The organism is Solibacillus sp. FSL K6-1126, assembly GCF_038003445.1.
Classification (GTDB): domain Bacteria; phylum Bacillota; class Bacilli; order Bacillales_A; family Planococcaceae; genus Solibacillus; species Solibacillus silvestris.
This window is the reverse complement of sequence record NZ_JBBOPD010000001.1, coordinates 153,253-170,000: the sequence shown is the minus strand read 5'-3', so window position 1 is coordinate 170,000 and position 16,748 is coordinate 153,253. Positions and strand designations below refer to the sequence as shown.

The 16,748-nt window shown below is 41.4% G+C and carries 13 protein-coding genes, 3 rRNA genes and 1 other RNA gene (1 of these 17 running past the window's edge); 3 read left to right on the top strand and 14 right to left on the bottom strand.

The window, feature by feature from the left end; translation table 11 throughout:
* Positions 1–866: the 3' portion of a DNA primase gene (locus MHH44_RS00810; protein WP_340797546.1), read on the top strand. 67 nt of this gene lie to the left of the window's left edge; only the last 866 of its 933 coding nucleotides appear in the window; the start codon falls outside the window, past its left edge; the stop codon is at positions 864–866.
* A 394-nt stretch (positions 867–1,260) separates the two neighbouring features.
* On the opposite strand, the gene rrf is transcribed toward MHH44_RS00810, so the two are convergent.
* The 14 genes from rrf to MHH44_RS00740 all read right to left on the bottom strand — a co-directional run bounded on the left by rrf (position 1,261) and on the right by MHH44_RS00740 (position 14,574).
* A 5S ribosomal RNA gene (rrf, locus tag MHH44_RS00805) occupies positions 1,261–1,376 on the bottom strand.
* A 74-nt stretch (positions 1,377–1,450) separates the two neighbouring features.
* Positions 1,451–4,379 (bottom strand): 23S ribosomal RNA (locus MHH44_RS00800).
* A gap of 235 nt (positions 4,380–4,614) precedes the next feature.
* Positions 4,615–6,171: ribosomal RNA gene (locus MHH44_RS00795) — 16S ribosomal RNA — on the bottom strand.
* The 16S, 23S and 5S rRNA genes sit together here, the layout of an rRNA operon.
* A gap of 275 nt (positions 6,172–6,446) precedes the next feature.
* Positions 6,447–6,716 (bottom strand): pro-sigmaK processing inhibitor BofA family protein, encoded by a 270-nt coding sequence (locus MHH44_RS00790; RefSeq protein WP_008408643.1) that lies wholly within the window; start codon positions 6,714–6,716, stop codon positions 6,447–6,449.
* A 63-nt stretch (positions 6,717–6,779) separates the two neighbouring features.
* Complete coding sequence (locus MHH44_RS00785; protein WP_008408642.1) at positions 6,780–6,995, bottom strand: YaaL family protein; 216 nt, start codon at positions 6,993–6,995, stop codon at positions 6,780–6,782.
* 16 nt (positions 6,996–7,011) lie between these two features.
* Positions 7,012–7,608 (bottom strand): recombination mediator RecR, encoded by a 597-nt coding sequence (gene recR, locus MHH44_RS00780; protein ID WP_008408641.1) that lies wholly within the window; start codon positions 7,606–7,608, stop codon positions 7,012–7,014.
* Between the two features lie 70 nt (positions 7,609–7,678).
* Positions 7,679–7,993 carry a YbaB/EbfC family nucleoid-associated protein gene (locus MHH44_RS00775; RefSeq protein ID WP_008408640.1) on the bottom strand — a complete coding sequence of 105 codons (315 nt, stop codon included), beginning with the start codon at positions 7,991–7,993 and terminating at the stop codon, positions 7,679–7,681.
* 25 nt (positions 7,994–8,018) lie between these two features.
* Positions 8,019–9,770, bottom strand: a complete 1,752-nt coding sequence (gene dnaX / locus MHH44_RS00770) for a DNA polymerase III subunit gamma/tau (RefSeq protein WP_340797545.1) — start codon at positions 9,768–9,770, stop codon at positions 8,019–8,021.
* Positions 9,771–10,104: 334 nt separating this feature from the next.
* An RNA gene (gene ffs, locus MHH44_RS00765) (signal recognition particle sRNA large type) lies at positions 10,105–10,372 on the bottom strand.
* A gap of 117 nt (positions 10,373–10,489) precedes the next feature.
* The gene (locus MHH44_RS00760) at positions 10,490–11,278 is read right to left on the bottom strand and encodes a 2-keto-4-pentenoate hydratase (RefSeq protein WP_340797544.1); all 789 of its coding nucleotides are present in this window, start codon (positions 11,276–11,278) and stop codon (positions 10,490–10,492) included.
* A gap of 18 nt (positions 11,279–11,296) precedes the next feature.
* Positions 11,297–12,109 carry an FAD synthetase family protein gene (locus MHH44_RS00755; protein ID WP_340797543.1) on the bottom strand — a complete coding sequence of 271 codons (813 nt, stop codon included), beginning with the start codon at positions 12,107–12,109 and terminating at the stop codon, positions 11,297–11,299.
* Between the two features lie 43 nt (positions 12,110–12,152).
* Positions 12,153–12,623 carry a flavin reductase family protein gene (locus MHH44_RS00750; RefSeq protein ID WP_008408636.1) on the bottom strand — a complete coding sequence of 157 codons (471 nt, stop codon included), beginning with the start codon at positions 12,621–12,623 and terminating at the stop codon, positions 12,153–12,155.
* A gap of 61 nt (positions 12,624–12,684) precedes the next feature.
* Positions 12,685–13,686: a 4-hydroxy-2-oxovalerate aldolase gene (gene dmpG / locus MHH44_RS00745; RefSeq protein WP_340797542.1), complete on the bottom strand. Its 1,002-nt coding sequence runs from the start codon at positions 13,684–13,686 to the stop codon at positions 12,685–12,687.
* A 15-nt stretch (positions 13,687–13,701) separates the two neighbouring features.
* A complete protein-coding gene (locus tag MHH44_RS00740) occupies positions 13,702–14,574 on the bottom strand; it encodes an acetaldehyde dehydrogenase (acetylating) (RefSeq protein ID WP_340797541.1) in 873 nt (290 codons plus the stop codon).
* Positions 14,575–14,912: 338 nt separating this feature from the next.
* Here MHH44_RS00740 and MHH44_RS00735 point away from each other — a divergent pair, with 338 nt between their 5' ends.
* Together MHH44_RS00735 and MHH44_RS00730 are read left to right on the top strand one after the other, a co-directional pair.
* Positions 14,913–15,869 (top strand): XylR N-terminal domain-containing protein, encoded by a 957-nt coding sequence (locus MHH44_RS00735; RefSeq protein ID WP_340797540.1) that lies wholly within the window; start codon positions 14,913–14,915, stop codon positions 15,867–15,869.
* A gap of 5 nt (positions 15,870–15,874) precedes the next feature.
* Positions 15,875–16,735 carry a PucR family transcriptional regulator gene (locus MHH44_RS00730; protein WP_340797539.1) on the top strand — a complete coding sequence of 287 codons (861 nt, stop codon included), beginning with the start codon at positions 15,875–15,877 and terminating at the stop codon, positions 16,733–16,735.
* Positions 16,736–16,748: the final 13 nt, after the last annotated feature.

The window sequence follows — 16,748 nt, the reverse complement described above, 5'->3', positions numbered from 1 at the left end:
TTATTAAAGAAACACCGACTGAACAATTCTTTTTATCGGAAACTTATTTGTCCAACCTCATTGAGAAAAAATACTATTCCACACCTGAAGTAGCCAGCTGGTTTAATGTCACTGACGCACAGATACGTTACTATATTAAACCGTTTGAAGAATATCTTTTTGATGATGAAGCGTCAAATCCTACTACAGCATCTGTTATTCGTTTAGACTTTAAGGCCGTTATAAAACTACGTATGATTTTACTGTTAAAGGACGAATACCGTGTAAAAGGGTTAAAGCAGCTATTACGTATTAATAAAGATGGCCATATTATCAAAAAAAGAACTCCTTCCTCAACAGAAGTAGGAATGCCCGATAATATTGAGTACAGACTCAATGCCATGAGCCAAGCACTTGAGCAAATTATGAAAACAGGTTTGTTTAAAATGGAACAAGATGAAGAGAGCCAGCAAATGCAGCTAAGTTTGAACTATGATTTCTTTAAACAGGAGATCAAAGCCCTCCCTCCGGAACATTCACAAGAATTGACGGAGATCCAAGTGGCTACAAAAAAACTTGAAAAGGAAAATACCGAATTGAAAAAGAAAGTCGAGGAAATAATGGCTTCCAATAAAGAGGATATTGCTATTCGAATTAGAGAAAAGGCAATCGAACAAATTGTGCTCAACCGTTTGCAAAATGAAGCAGTGCAGCAGTATTCGCAACAAAGAAAAATAACCCTTTTCCAGAAACTTTTCCGTTCTGCGCAAATGGAAGTAGATAAGAAGCTGTATATCGCAGCTTATATCGAAGAAAAGTTTCCAAAACAATTAACCCAGGCACTACTTGAATACCATGAACAATCTATAAGTTACCAAAATGAATAATCTAAACGCTTCCTTCCATAAGGGAGCGTTTTTACTTTGAAAATGACATTTATATAAGTTTTATATTAAAATATAATCTATGTGTGTAATTAATAAATTACAAAGTAGAAATATTATTTCCATTCTACTATTCCCCGTATTCTCTAAGGTTTCTTATTGCAGCAAAATTTGAGAAAAAATGAATGCTGATAATTTTATTTTCTCTCTCAGGGAAATCACGGACTGATTTATATAGAGAACTAGGTGGGGAAAAGTTTATAAACGGAACCTCGGATTATAAAAGGAATTCATATTCCACACGATTCTAGATGTTAAATATTAAAATAAACAAGTCAAATTCCTATTTAATTTAAACGACAAAAAACCCACTGATTACTCAGTGGGTTTGCGTTGTGCGAAGCGACGTCCTACTCTCGCAGGGGGAAGCCCCCAACTACCATCGGCGCTAAAGAGCTTAACTTCCGTGTTCGGTATGGGAACGGGTGTGACCTCTTTGCCATCATCACTTCACTTAATTATTTAGTTAAAAGAAATTTCATTCTTTCAAAACTGGATAAACGTTTCATTGAATTGAGCAATAAAATGTGGTTAAGTCCTCGACCGATTAGTATTCGTCAGCTGCATGCGTCACCGCACTTCCACCTCGAACCTATCTACCTGATCGTCTTTCAGGGGTCTTACTTACTTGCGTAATGGGAAATCTCATCTTGAGGGGGGCTTCATGCTTAGATGCTTTCAGCACTTATCCCGTCCATACATAGCTACCCAGCGATGCCTTTGGCAAGACAACTGGTACACCAGCGGTATGTCCATCCCGGTCCTCTCGTACTAAGGACAGCTCCTCTCAAATTTCCTACGCCCACGACGGATAGGGACCGAACTGTCTCACGACGTTCTGAACCCAGCTCGCGTACCGCTTTAATGGGCGAACAGCCCAACCCTTGGGACCGACTACAGCCCCAGGATGCGATGAGCCGACATCGAGGTGCCAAACCTCCCCGTCGATGTGGACTCTTGGGGGAGATAAGCCTGTTATCCCCGGGGTAGCTTTTATCCGTTGAGCGATGGCCCTTCCATGCGGAACCACCGGATCACTAAGCCCGTCTTTCGACCCTGCTCGACTTGTAGGTCTCGCAGTCAAGCTCCCTTATGCCTTTACACTCTACGAATGATTTCCAACCATTCTGAGGGAACCTTTGGGCGCCTCCGTTACTCTTTAGGAGGCGACCGCCCCAGTCAAACTGTCCGCCTGACACTGTCTCCTACCCCGCTAAGGGGCATGGGTTAGAAGTTCAATACAACCAGGGTAGTATCCCACCGACGCCTCCTTCGAAGCTGGCGCTCCGAGATCTCTGGCTCCTACCTATCCTGTACAAGTTGTACCAAAATTCAATATCAGGCTACAGTAAAGCTCCACGGGGTCTTTCCGTCCTGTCGCGGGTAACCTGCATCTTCACAGGTACTATAATTTCACCGAGTCTCTCGTTGAGACAGTGCCCAGATCGTTACGCCTTTCGTGCGGGTCGGAACTTACCCGACAAGGAATTTCGCTACCTTAGGACCGTTATAGTTACGGCCGCCGTTTACTGGGGCTTCAATTCACAGCTTCGCTTGCGCTAACCGCTCCTCTTAACCTTCCAGCACCGGGCAGGCGTCAGCCCCTATACGTCACCTTACGGTTTTGCAGAGACCTGTGTTTTTGCTAAACAGTCGCCTGGGCCTATTCACTGCGGCTTCTCTAGGCTATGCACCCAAAGAAGCACCCCTTCTCCCGAAGTTACGGGGTCATTTTGCCGAGTTCCTTAACGAGAGTTCTCTCGCACACCTTAGGATTCTCTCCTCGACTACCTGTGTCGGTTTGCGGTACGGGCACCTCTCACCTCGATAGAGGCTTTTCTTGGCAGTGTGAAATCAGGAACTTCGCTCATACGAGCTCGTCATCACAGCTCAACGTTAAAGTATGCGGATTTGCCTACATACACGCCTTACTGCTTGAACACGCGCAACCAACGGCGTGCTTACCCTATCCTACTGCGTCCCCCCATTTCTCAAACGGTGAGGAGGTGGTACAGGAATATCAACCTGTTGTCCATCGCCTACGCCTATCGGCCTCGGCTTAGGTCCCGACTAACCCTGAGCGGACGAGCCTTCCTCAGGAAACCTTAGTCATACGGTGCATGGGATTCTCACCCATGTTTCGCTACTCATACCGGCATTCTCACTTCTAACCGCTCCACCAGTCCTTCCGGTCTGACTTCAACGCTGTTAGAACGCTCTCCTACCACGCATACTCAAAGTATGCATCCACAGCTTCGGTGAATCGTTTAGCCCCGATACATTTTCGGCGCAGCGTCACTCGACCAGTGAGCTATTACGCACTCTTTAAATGATGGCTGCTTCTAAGCCAACATCCTGGTTGTCTAAGCAACGCCACATCCTTTTCCACTTAACGATTACTTGGGGACCTTAGCTGGTGGTCTGGGCTGTTTCCCTCTTGACTACGGATCTTATCACTCGCAGTCTGACTCCCGTGTATAAATATCCGGCATTCGGAGTTTGTCTGAATTCGGTAAAGCGAGATGCCCCCCTAGTCCAAACAGTGCTCTACCTCCGGTATTCTCAATCACGAGGCTAGCCCTAAAGCTATTTCGGAGAGAACCAGCTATCTCCAGGTTCGATTGGAATTTCTCCGCTACCCACACCTCATCCCCGCACTTTTCAACGTGCGTGGGTTCGGGCCTCCAGTGAGTGTTACCTCACCTTCACCCTGGACATGGGTAGATCACCTGGTTTCGGGTCTACGACCACGTACTAATTCGCCCTATTCAGACTCGCTTTCGCTGCGGCTCCGTCTTCTCAACTTAACCTCGCACGTAATCGTAACTCGCCGGTTCATTCTACAAAAGGCACGCTATCACCCATTAACGGGCTCTAACTACTTGTAGGCACACGGTTTCAGGGTCTATTTCACTCCCCTTCCGGGGTGCTTTTCACCTTTCCCTCACGGTACTGGTTCACTATCGGTCACTAGGTAGTATTTAGCCTTGGGAGATGGTCCTCCCGGATTCCGACGGAATTTCACGTGTTCCGCCGTACTCAGGATCCACTCTGGAGGGAATGAACTTTTGACTACAGGGCTTTTACCTTGTTTCGCGGACCTTTCCAAGTCGCTTCGTCTAATTCATTCTTTTGTAACTCCGTATAGAGTGTCCTACAACCCCAAAGAGCAAGCTCTTTGGTTTGGGCTCTTCCCGTTTCGCTCGCCGCTACTCAGGGAATCGAATTTTCTTTCTGTTCCTGCAGGTACTTAGATGTTTCAGTTCCCTGCGTCTGTCTTCAACACGCTATGAATTCACGTGAAGATACTATCCGATTAAAGATAGTGGGTTCCCCCATTCGGAAATCCCCGGATCAAAGCTTACTTACAGCTCCCCGAGGCATATCGGTGTTAGTGCCGTCCTTCATCGACTCCTAGTGCCAAGGCATCCACCGTGCGCCCTTATTAACTTAACCAAAAGTTAACACTTAGATCAGAGATCTAAGATTTAAGTTTACACGTCAATTGCTTGACTTGTTTAAAAATCTATAAAATAGAAATTTGATTTATTGCTTTCAATGTCGTTTTATCCAGTTTTCAAAGAACGAAGTGTTTTGAAGTATTTCATTCATTTAAGAATGAACCTTCAAAACTGAACAGCAAACGTTAATGTTTCATTCCCCGAGGGAATGATTCCGAAATAATCCTTAGAAAGGAGGTGATCCAGCCGCACCTTCCGATACGGCTACCTTGTTACGACTTCACCCCAATCATCTATCCCACCTTCGGCGGCTGGCTCCATAAAGGTTACCTCACCGACTTCGGGTGTTACAAACTCTCGTGGTGTGACGGGCGGTGTGTACAAGGCCCGGGAACGTATTCACCGCGGCATGCTGATCCGCGATTACTAGCGATTCCGGCTTCATGTAGGCGAGTTGCAGCCTACAATCCGAACTGAGAACGGTTTTATCGGATTAGCTCCCCCTCGCGGGTTGGCAACCGTTTGTACCGTCCATTGTAGCACGTGTGTAGCCCAGGTCATAAGGGGCATGATGATTTGACGTCATCCCCACCTTCCTCCGGTTTATCACCGGCAGTCTCCTTAGAGTGCCCAACTGAATGATGGCAACTAAGAATAAGGGTTGCGCTCGTTGCGGGACTTAACCCAACATCTCACGACACGAGCTGACGACAACCATGCACCACCTGTCACCGTTGCCCCCGAAGGGGAAACTATGTCTCCATAGTGGTCACCGGGATGTCAAGACCTGGTAAGGTTCTTCGCGTTGCTTCGAATTAAACCACATGCTCCACCGCTTGTGCGGGCCCCCGTCAATTCCTTTGAGTTTCAGTCTTGCGACCGTACTCCCCAGGCGGAGTGCTTAATGCGTTAGCTGCAGCACTGAGGGGCGGAAACCCCCCAACACTTAGCACTCATCGTTTACGGCGTGGACTACCAGGGTATCTAATCCTGTTTGCTCCCCACGCTTTCGCGCCTCAGTGTCAGTTACAGACCAGACAGTCGCCTTCGCCACTGGTGTTCCTCCAAATCTCTACGCATTTCACCGCTACACTTGGAATTCCACTATCCTCTTCTGCACTCAAGTTCCCCAGTTTCCAATGACCCTCCCCGGTTGAGCCGGGGGCTTTCACATCAGACTTAAGGAACCACCTGCGCGCGCTTTACGCCCAATAATTCCGGACAACGCTTGCCACCTACGTATTACCGCGGCTGCTGGCACGTAGTTAGCCGTGGCTTTCTAACAAGGTACCGTCAAGGTAGCGCCAGTTACTACGCTACTTGTTCTTCCCTTGCAACAGAGTTTTACGAACCGAAATCCTTCTTCACTCACGCGGCGTTGCTCCATCAGACTTTCGTCCATTGTGGAAGATTCCCTACTGCTGCCTCCCGTAGGAGTCTGGGCCGTGTCTCAGTCCCAGTGTGGCCGATCACCCTCTCAGGTCGGCTACGCATCGTTGCCTTGGTGAGCCGTTACCTCACCAACTAGCTAATGCGCCGCGGGTCCATCTTATAGTGACAGCCGAAACCGTCTTTCAACTTTCAAACATGTGTTAAAAAGTATTATTCGGTATTAGCCCCGGTTTCCCGGAGTTATCCCAATCTATAAGGTAGGTTACCCACGTGTTACTCACCCGTCCGCCGCTAAAATTTTAAAGGTGCAAGCACCAATAAAATTTCCGCTCGACTTGCATGTATTAGGCACGCCGCCAGCGTTCGTCCTGAGCCAGGATCAAACTCTCCATAAAAGTAGTTTGAAAGCTCATTTGCTTTGCTAGCGATCCAACTTCGTTAGAAGTTGAAATCTATTGTTTGCTTCATTTAAGAAGCTTGTTTCATTAACGTTGCTTGTTCAGTTTTCAAGGTTCATTGCGTCGTTTAAGTGACAACTTTTATATCTTACCATTCTACGAATGTTATGTCAACATTTATTTTAAAATGTTTTTTCGATATTCGTTGTCGTCGTTGCGACTTATAATAATATATCATGATATTATTCACTTAGCAATAGTTTTTATTATTTTTATTTAAATAATATTAATAAAGTTACGCACATCATACCGGGAATGCCTAGAATAGCGATTGTAAGGACTGAAAAGAAATTGATCGGTACATAAAAAAGAAACCCTGCGGCTCCAATCATTAAGTTCCCTAAAAACAAGACAACGATAACTACCGCAATTTTAAACCAAAACCAGGCAAAGTACTCCCACACTTTTCCTCTTGCGTTCTTGTTTAATAAAAAAAGAAACAAGACAACAAAACAGACCATAGCTAAAACTATGTATTGCATAGCACCATCCTTTTTTATTTAGTGGTAACATATGCAACTGCTTCGCTTCTTATTTCTAAAAAATTATTTAATTAGCACATGACGTACACGTGCTTCTTTATATAAGTAGTAATGTATGCTCTCGGCTCTTTTTCGTTCGGCAATTACATTTAAGTTATAATCGGCGGTCAACTCTTCAATTACCTTCGCACTTTGTAAAGCTTCTTTAGTCTCTTTAATAGAAGAAACTAGTTTGTCATCAAATTCTTTTTTGAGTTTCCCTTTCCGAGAAAATAACATGGGGCTTCCTCCTAGATTACAACTCGCGTCTACCTTCCAGCGCTTTTGATAAGGTTACTTCATCCGCATATTCTAAATCTCCGCCAACAGGTAATCCGTGTGCGATACGTGTAGTGCGAATTCCTGATGGTTTAACAAGGCGGGAAATATACATTGCCGTTGCTTCCCCTTCTATTGTCGGGTTCGTCGCTAAAATTAACTCTTGTACACGCTCGTCATGTAAGCGCCCCAATAGCGAAGCTACATTAATATCTTCAGGTCCTACACCGTCCATCGGTGAAATTGCACCGTGTAACACATGATAGAGACCTTGATAGTCACGCATCTTCTCCATAGCTATTACATCTTTCGGATCCTGCACAACACAAATTGTTGAAACATCACGTTGTTTATCCGAACAAATATGACAAGGGTCGATATCCGTTATATGACCACATTGTGAGCAATACATTAAATTACGTTTTGCATCGACAAGCGCTTTCGCAAATGTCGATACAGTATCTTCCTTCATTGTTAGTACGTGAAATGCCAGTCGAGCTGCTGTTTTCGGACCAATGCCCGGCAGTTTCATAAAGCTGTCTATTAATCGAGATATCGGCTCTGGATAATGCATCCTGTTCCCCCTCCTTTAAAAAGGCACATCCCAATGCTTGAGATGTGCGCTACGTTCTACTTGATTCAAATTAGAAAGGAAGGTTCATTCCTTGTGTAAATTTGCCCATTGTAGAATTTGTTGTTTCTTCAACTTTTTTCAGTGCTTCGTTTGTTGCAATAACGATTAAATCTTGCAGCATTTCGATATCTTCCGGATCTACTACAGACTCATCTAAATTCACTTCAAGCATTTGACGTTGGCCGTTCATTACTACCTTCACCATACCGCCACCTGCTGCACCTTCGAATAACTGTGCATTTAAAGCTTCTTGTGCTTCCATCATTTCTTTTTGCATCTTTTGCATTTTTTTCATCATGCCTTGCATATTACCCATACCACGCATCTTATTTCCTCCTTAAAATGTGTATTTACTCTTCGATAACTTCAACAAAGTCTTTTCCAAAACGTTTTTCAGCTTCTGTAATAAGCGGATCTTGCGCTTCCATTACTTGAACATCGTCAAGGAAATGGGGCTCCTCTATTAAATCTTCCACCGCATTCATATCATCCGATGGTGATTTCTTTTGATTTAAGCCATTTTCATTTATAAAGTTTTCACGCAGACGAATCCAAGCCGGCTCCGGGATACATAAAAGTTCATATTGAATCCCTACTTCCGAAGCAATCTGCTGTGTAAACAACGAAACAAGTGCATTGTTGTCAGCTACCATTTGACAATGTATATCATACTTGAATTTTATCACAAAAGCACTTGCATTTGCGGCTACAGGCTCTGCATCCGCCAATAAAGCTGCATGTGATTTTTGTAAGCTTGCTAAACCGCCTGCCCATGCAGATTTCACTTTTTGCAGGTCTGGCTTTGTTGCAGTTTTTAGTACTTCCTGAATACGGCCAGTCGGGGCATTGTATTGATTCCCCTGCGGACGTACTCGCTGTCGGGCCTGTTCTTTTTGTTGAACAGGTGCTCCCCCTCCACCACTTTCAAGCTGTTGAGACAGTTGCCCTAACCTGCTTTCAAGTGACGCTACCTTACCTTCAATAGCCGGATCGACTGCAGCGGCCCCTTGTGGTGAAGCTTTATATTGTGCCATTTTTAAAAGGGCAGTTTCTAAATATATTTTCGTATGATGCGAAAAGCGCATTTCCTGCTGGGTCTTCGCTAAAATATCAATAAAGCCGTAAAGTGTATTAGCTTCAAACTGTTCCGCTAATGACAGAAACTTTTCATCCGGTGAAATAAACTCCAATAATTCCTCTAACGTACCATCCGTCTTTAATAGAAGCAGATCCCGGAAAAATGTAATAAAGTCTTCTGCAAGGCGTAATGGTTCTTTCCCATCCGCAATTAAATTTTCGACACTGCCTAATACTTGGGCAACATCCTTTTGCTGTAGTGAAATCGCAATATCGTAAAATGCATCCTGGCTTACAGAACCTGTTACAAGAAGTACATCGTCCAATTGGACATGCTCATTACTAAATGAAACAACCTGATCAAGTAAACTTAATGCATCACGCATACCTCCTGCTGCAGCTTGAGCAATTGCCTTAAGCGCCTGCTCATCATAACCCATACCGATATCTTCCAATACAACCTTCATACGCTCTACTATATCTATAGAAGAAAGTCGTTTAAAATCAAATCGCTGACAACGGGAAATAATTGTTGCTGGTAGCTTGTGAGGCTCAGTTGTCGCTAAAATAAATACCGCATGTTCAGGTGGTTCCTCAAGTGTTTTTAATAATGCATTAAATGCACTCGTAGAAAGCATATGCACCTCATCTATAATGTACACTTTGAAACGCGCATTTGCCGGGGCAAAACGAACTTTTTCGATAATATCACGCATTTCTTCCACTCTTGAATTGGAAGCAGCATCAAATTCGATTACATCTGTATGTGAACCTTCAGTAATACTTAGACATGTAGGGCATTCATTGCATGGCTCACTTGCCGGGGCATTTTCACAATTCAATGCTTTCGCGAAAATTTTAGCTGTACTCGTTTTCCCTGTTCCTCGAGGACCGGAAAATAAATAGGCATGTGTTGTCTTACTTGCGAGGAGAGCATTTTGAAGGGTCCTCTTTACATGTGTCTGACCTGACATTTCTCTAAATGACTGGGGTCTATAAACACGATAAAACGCTTGATATGTCAACCTTTCCCCTCTCCCTTCCATTTAAAAATACATACATTCAGTATAGCATAAAGTAAATATAAACTCTTTTGAAATAAGATGAATAAATTATGCCTCGGCGTAATTAAGTGGAGATTTTTCAGACCCACAGGATGTGGGTCAGTCAGCCGTTGTCACATGATGCGACGTTATTAGACTGACTTCTATTCCCTTAAAAAATCTGTGACATCCGCCAGGTGTTTATCTTCATTCGGCGGGCTCTTTAAAAGCTCGCCGAATGAGATAAACTCTCTTTTTCATATAAAAAACGCACCCACCAATAAATGATGGATGCGTTTGAAATGGTAATTTAATACCGTGCACCTTTCTTCGACTGCCGCACATAAGCGTTACTCTTGTCGCCAGCTCGGGTTAGGCTACCCCGCGGCACATAAGTGATACCACTTAATGCTGCTTCCTTCCGGACCTGACATGGTTCATGGGTACTTATTGCGCAGGACCCAACCGTCAACACTACGTGCAAAAGGCAGACCAAACAATACGGACAGCCTCAGAAAAGGAATTCAATCTTGCTAGAGCGGATTGCAAGTTACAGGGCACCGCTACCTCCCCATCTAGCACGGCAAGTATTAGTATACTAAGCAAGCTATTAAATTGCAATGAATTGCTTCAATTAAATTTTCCCAACGCTAGCAGAACTATACTCTAGAATGTCCTTTTAATATTTCACATCATCACTTTCACTTGATAAATTGGACTTTCACTTCACCAAGCGTATTAAATGATGCTGTAAATTTGTCACCAGGCTCTGCTACAACAGCAGCAGATAAAGCCCCAGATAAAATGACTTCACCAGATTTTAATGTAACGTTGTATTCATGTAATTTATTCGCTAACCAAGCAACACAGAATGCTGGATCCCCTAATACATCCGTCCCTTTTCCTTCATTAATTACTTCATTGTTTTTTATAAGTTCCATATGAATTGCTTTTAAATCAATATCGTTCACATTAACTTTCTTTGACCCTAGTACATATAATCCGCATGATGCATTATCCGCTACTGTATCTACAAGACTTATTTTCCAATCTTTAATTCGGCTATCTACAATTTCAATGGCCGCTATTACATAATCTGTCGCATCTAAAACATCCTCAACTGTAACATTTGGTCCTACTAAATCTTTTTTTAGTACAAAGGCAATTTCACCCTCAATTTTTGGTTGAAACAGTTTACTAAGTGAAACGATGCCTTCATTCGGAACTTCCATTGAGTGAAAAAGGTGCCCATAGTCTGGCTGGTCCACTCCTAGTAAATTTTGCATTGCTAAAGATGTTAAGCCAATTTTTTTCCCTGAAATCACTTCACCCTTGCTTGTAGCTGCTTCAACTCTCTGAATCTGAATGGCATAAGCCTCATCAATTGTCATCATAGGGTTTAATATAGAAAGAGGTTCTGAAACGGAAGTATGCTTTTCATAAGCCCTATCTAATAATTCTATAGCTTTTGACATCAATCCCTCTGTCATATTCACTACTCCTTTCATTTAAATTGCTTTTGATGGAACCGCTTTTTCAACTTGCTGCAACCAGTGAATAGAAAAAATCCCCTTTGGCAGACGTCTTTGCCGTTCCATTCGTTGGATTTGACCTGCTGCATCAATTGAAATATATGTTCTTAATTGTTTATTCGGCAGTTCTAAAATCACTTTATAAATACCTGCAGATGGCAACATTGTCTTTTCAATTTGCTGAAATTTATTACCGTCCCAATGCACCTTGGAATTAAAGTGATCTCCTAAGAAGTGTGGGATTTCATGAACAGCGGCCGCAAGTAAACGTTGACGAATCGCACTTGAGCTGATTTTTTCACCATCATAATCAATGCATTCTACTTTCGTAACCGTGATTTCCCCATTGGAATCAGCCACTATTTGCGAGAGTTTAGCTACACCCTTCACACCGTAGGAAAAATCAAATCCTGCTACTGCATGGACAACATCAAGTTTCATTAAATAATCTTCTACAAATTGACTAGATGTGAGCGCAGCAAACGCCAATGTAAAATCCACCAGATAAAATAAATCAACACCAAGCTGTTTAAGCCGTTTTTCTTTTTCACAAGGAGTTGTTAAGTGCGGTACTATGCTTTGCCCCTTAGATAAAACATTGATAGGATGTGGACGAAAACTCATTACTGCTAATGGTAGTCCGCGCTTATTCGCTTCTTCACGAGCTGTCTTTATCACTTGCTGATGTCCAAGGTGGATCCCATCAAAATAACCGAGTGCCATTACGCAAGAAGTTGCCTGTTTTTGAATCAAGTGCAAATTTTGACTATTAATAAAATGCGTCTTCATCCAACAACCTACCTTTCTACAATCTAAGTTTATTTTTAATAGATTAAGCCTCTACTAATGTACTTAAATTACGATATTTACCTGCAAAGTATAGCAATGGATCGCCATCTGTAATCGTAATATCATTTACCTTACCGATAAATAATGTATGATCACCTTCAATATACTCAGCTGATACCTCGCACGAAACTTGTGCTAATGCTCCTGGAATAACAGGAACATCTGCTAAACGTTCAAATGAAACTTGCTGGTCTTTAATTTGCCCAGCAAAGATTTTTGAAATATCTTCTTGATTTTCTGCCAAAATGTTAACAGAAAATTTCTTTGAATCTTGAATCTTAGCAAGCATACGTGCATTTTCCTTAATTGAAATAACAACTAATTTCGGTGTAAGTGAGACAGACATGAAAGCATTAGCTGTCATACCATGTGGCTCACCCTCTGTTTCTGTTAGAATTACTGTAACACCTGTCGCAAACTTCCCCATTGCATCTCTAAATAAACGATCATCCATTTTTGTAACCTCCTCATTTAAATTTAAGATTGTATATTTGAATATAATTTCCAACTTCTAATTAAGCTTTCTGTAACTCTGCTGCAACTTCCAAAATCATATCTTCCTGTCCACCTACAGCTTTCCGTCTACCGATTTCCATTAAAATATCCCGTGAATCAACACCGAACTTTTCGGCTGCTTTTTGGGCATGTAATAAGAAACTTGAATACACTCCAGCATAACCAAGTACAAGACTGCCTCTCGTAATCTCTTGTGGTTGCGGTAAAATAGGCGCAATGATTTCCTCTGCAACATCCATTATTTTATAAAGGTCCACCCCTGTTTGAATGGCCATTTTATCTAGTACGCTAACAAAAACTTCTGTTTGCGTATTACCGGCACCCGCACCTAAGCAACGAATACTACCATCAATACGTTCAGCACCGGCTTCAATTGCTGCCAATGAATTTGCAACAGCTAAAGATAAATTATTATGCGCGTGGAATCCTATCGGGACAGCAATTTCCTGTTTTAACGCCTGTACGCGATCCATTACTTGATTTGGTAATAAAGCACCCGCAGAATCTACAATATAAATGACATCTGCTCCGCCATTTACCATAATTTTTGCCTGTTCTACAATTTCCCTTGGCTCTGCCATATGCGACATCATTAAAAACCCCACTGTTTCCAAGCCTAACTCTTTCGCATAAGCAAGATGTTTTAAAGATACATCCGCCTCTGTGACATGTGTTGCTACACGTACCATCGAAACACCTAAATCGGCTGCTCGCTTAATATCTGGCTTCGTTGCAATACCAGGTAATGATAACACCGCAATTTTTGCATGCTTTGCTGTTTCTACTGCCGCTTCAATTAATTTGAATTCATCTGTTAAAGAGCGGCCATATTGAATCGTTGAGCCACCTAATCCATCACCATGTGCAACTTCGATATAAGGTATATTTGCTGCATCTAAACCAGCAACTGCAGCACGCACCTGGGCTTCTGTGAATTGGTGACGCATCGCATGACTGCCATCTCTTAAAGCGACCTCTGTTAGTATGACATCTCGTTTCATCAGTAATCCCTCCCGTTATAATAATGCTTTTGACTTCGCCCATTCCTCGGCAATTTTAATCGATGCCGCTGTAATAATATCTAAGTTTCCAGCAAAAGCAGGTAGGTAGTCTGCAGCACCCGCAACTTCTAAAAATACTGAAATTCGATTCCCCTCCACAAATGGGCGAGACTTAAGACGATAGCCGGGAACATACTGCTGAACGGCTTGTTCCGCTTGAACTAGCGCTTCATAAAGAGTATCTTCCTCTACAGGTCGATCCACTAATAAATGAATGGTGTCATTCATCATAATCGGCGGTTCCGCAGGGTTTAAAATCAGAACGGTTCTTCCTTTCTTAGCACCACCTACAAGCTCGATTGCCCGCGAAGTTGTCGCTATAAATTCATCGATGTTTGAACGAGTTGCAGGACCCGCACTTTTACTTGCAATAGTTGCCACGATTTCGGCATACTCGACATTATATAATTTGGAAACTGCATGAATAATCGGTATTGTCGCTTGCCCTCCACATGTCACCATATTTACATTGTCTGCATTTGGATGAGCATGAAGGTTAACAGTAGGTACAATTAGCGGACCAATTGCTGCAGGAGTTAAGTCAATGGCACGGATGTTACGTGCCCGTAATTGTTCAGCATGCTTTATATGTGTATAGGCGCTTGCCGCATCGAATACAGCATCAACTTGCACACCGGCATCCAAAAATCCGTCTAACCCTGTGTGAAAGGTTTGAAATCCAGCTTCACGCGCTTTGCGTAAACCATCTGATTCTGGATCAATACCAATTACTGCTACTAATTCTAAGTTGGATGAACGCATTATTTTTTTCATTAAATCCGTACCGATATTACCTGAGCCTAAAATAGCAACTTTTAAATTTGACATTCATTAATCCTCCTTTTGTCAAAACTATTAAGACATATCATTTGTAAACGCTCTCAAATTTAAGTTGAAAGTAGCATTTACGTGCCTTTTAATAGATGATATTATTTTAAATATTCAAAAATTTGAAATGGAAACAATTCTGGAAAATTAGTTTCCACACTTTACAGGTTAAAACTTTCAATACATAAATCCCCTAGGTCCAAAAAACTCAACGTTTAGAACTTCACAAATAAATGATAGCATAGCGAAAAGAAAGAATATTCACACATTAAATAGCTAATTCTGATTTTTTTTAGCGTAAATCGTTTAAAAAACTTAATTAAGCCAGGGGGATCATTATGAATTTAAAGCAAAAAAATTTAAATGATGTATTTCATTTACCTAAAGATGAGGCTTTAACAGCATTTTATGATCGAATGATAACAATTCCAACTACTGCAAGAACAGCATTAAAAAAAGAACTACTGTCAATTATAGGAGAAGATCGCTCGAAAGGCGTTTTTGTTCGATATGGTTGGCATTGTGGTGTTAGCGATGCTAGAAAAGCAAAGTTATACCACTACGAGGATGAGCTGGAATTGATTTTAGGCGGTACAAAATTTCATATGTTACACGGCTATGTTGATCGAGTAAGCGTATCTGACATTCATTATGATGAGAAGAATTATTTAAAAAAAATAGACGTTATTTGGGAGAATTCTTTTGAGGCCGATGAGTTTTTGGCAGATGGGAACTTAAGTGATCGTCCAATTTGCCATACACTATGTGGTTATGCAAGTGGCTATTTATCCACGGTATTAGAAAAGACCATTCTTGTAAAAGAGGTGGAGTGTCGTGCAATGGGGTATGAGCAATGTAAAGTAATTTGCATGCCTCTCGAAGAATGGGGTCATCAAGAACACGAATACAGCTATTACCAGTCAACTAGCATAATTCAAGAGCTAGATGAAATAACAGCAAAACTGAAAATAGAGCGTGATTATTTAAAACAAGCAAATGAAGTTCAACGAAAATTAACCCATGCACTTTTATCAAAGCAAGGGCTCCAAAAAATCGTCAATCTATTAAATGAATCAACCGGTTTACCAATATTCATTGAAAACGAGACGAATGAAGTAATTATAAAATCAGCAGATGTCATGATCGATTTTGAGTTGGAAAAAATTGAAATTGATACTACTGAATTTATAACTATTACACCTGAACTGGGAATAGAACCCCTATTTATTTTGAAGAGCAAATTAAAGGTTATTGTTCATTTATATATCAGACGGGGAAAAACCCAACGGAATTAGAATACATGATTATCGACAAAACTGCTTTAACAGCATCTGTCATTTTACTAAATGAAAATATTAAAATTGGTACGGAACAGAATATAAAGCGAAGTTTTTTAAGCGATGTATTGGATGGTAAATTAGAGCAAGATGAAATTTATAAAATTGCTCATTACCTCAATTTTCCGCCTACTGAATCGTATTGGTTGCTTACATTAGAAAGAACATTAAATCATTCTAATATCAGTGATGAAATAGAAGTAAACGAAGAGTTGATCAGACAAATTATCCTATTTTTAAATGAAAGAAATATTAATGCCCTTGTCTCGCAAAAGACCGATAAACTCATTATCTTAATTGAATATCCAACATTTAAAAGGTTAAATACAGTGCCCCACACATTTATAAACCAGTTACTAAAATACTGCTTACGTCGTTTTAAAAGTTACGAATTTTATATAGGAGCAAGTACGGTTATAGAAGATTTGAGCCAAATCAATATTTTATACAACGAGACATTGGCAGCGTTAAAGGCAAAAAACCCAGAAAAGCATATTTGTTTCTATGAAGATCTGGAAATTGAAGGCGTACTTTTCCAAATTAAAGACGAGGTTCTAATCGATCGCTTTGTAATGCAACAATTAGGTAAATTATTGGAGATAGACAAAGATTACGATTTAACAAAAACGATTTATACCTATATTGAGAATGGCATTAATATCAATAAAACAGCGAAAGCTCTTTCCATGTCTATTAGTGGATTAAGGTACCGCTTATCTAAAATCAGCGAAATTTTAAATATTGGCTTAGATGATACAAAGCGCCTTTTCTCTGTCTATATGGCATTAAAAGTATTAAAAGTTAAAAACCAAATTATATTTTAAAGTCCCCTTACAA

Coding starts and splice junctions, on each gene's coding strand:
- MHH44_RS00790 (WP_008408643.1), bottom strand. CDS start 6,716: ATGCAATACATAGTTTTAGCTATGGTCTGTTTTGTTGTCTTGTTTCTT.
- MHH44_RS00755 (WP_340797543.1), bottom strand. CDS start 12,109: ATGAAGACGCATTTTATTAATAGTCAAAATTTGCACTTGATTCAAAAA.
- dmpG (WP_340797542.1), bottom strand. CDS start 13,686: ATGAAACGAGATGTCATACTAACAGAGGTCGCTTTAAGAGATGGCAGT.
- recR (WP_008408641.1), bottom strand. CDS start 7,608: ATGCATTATCCAGAGCCGATATCTCGATTAATAGACAGCTTTATGAAA.
- MHH44_RS00785 (WP_008408642.1), bottom strand. CDS start 6,995: ATGTTATTTTCTCGGAAAGGGAAACTCAAAAAAGAATTTGATGACAAA.
- MHH44_RS00750 (WP_008408636.1), bottom strand. CDS start 12,623: ATGGATGATCGTTTATTTAGAGATGCAATGGGGAAGTTTGCGACAGGT.
- MHH44_RS00760 (WP_340797544.1), bottom strand. CDS start 11,278: ATGACAGAGGGATTGATGTCAAAAGCTATAGAATTATTAGATAGGGCT.
- MHH44_RS00740 (WP_340797541.1), bottom strand. CDS start 14,574: ATGTCAAATTTAAAAGTTGCTATTTTAGGCTCAGGTAATATCGGTACG.
- MHH44_RS00735 (WP_340797540.1), top strand. CDS start 14,913: ATGAATTTAAAGCAAAAAAATTTAAATGATGTATTTCATTTACCTAAA.
- MHH44_RS00775 (WP_008408640.1), bottom strand. CDS start 7,993: ATGCGTGGTATGGGTAATATGCAAGGCATGATGAAAAAAATGCAAAAG.
- MHH44_RS00730 (WP_340797539.1), top strand. CDS start 15,875: ATGATTATCGACAAAACTGCTTTAACAGCATCTGTCATTTTACTAAAT.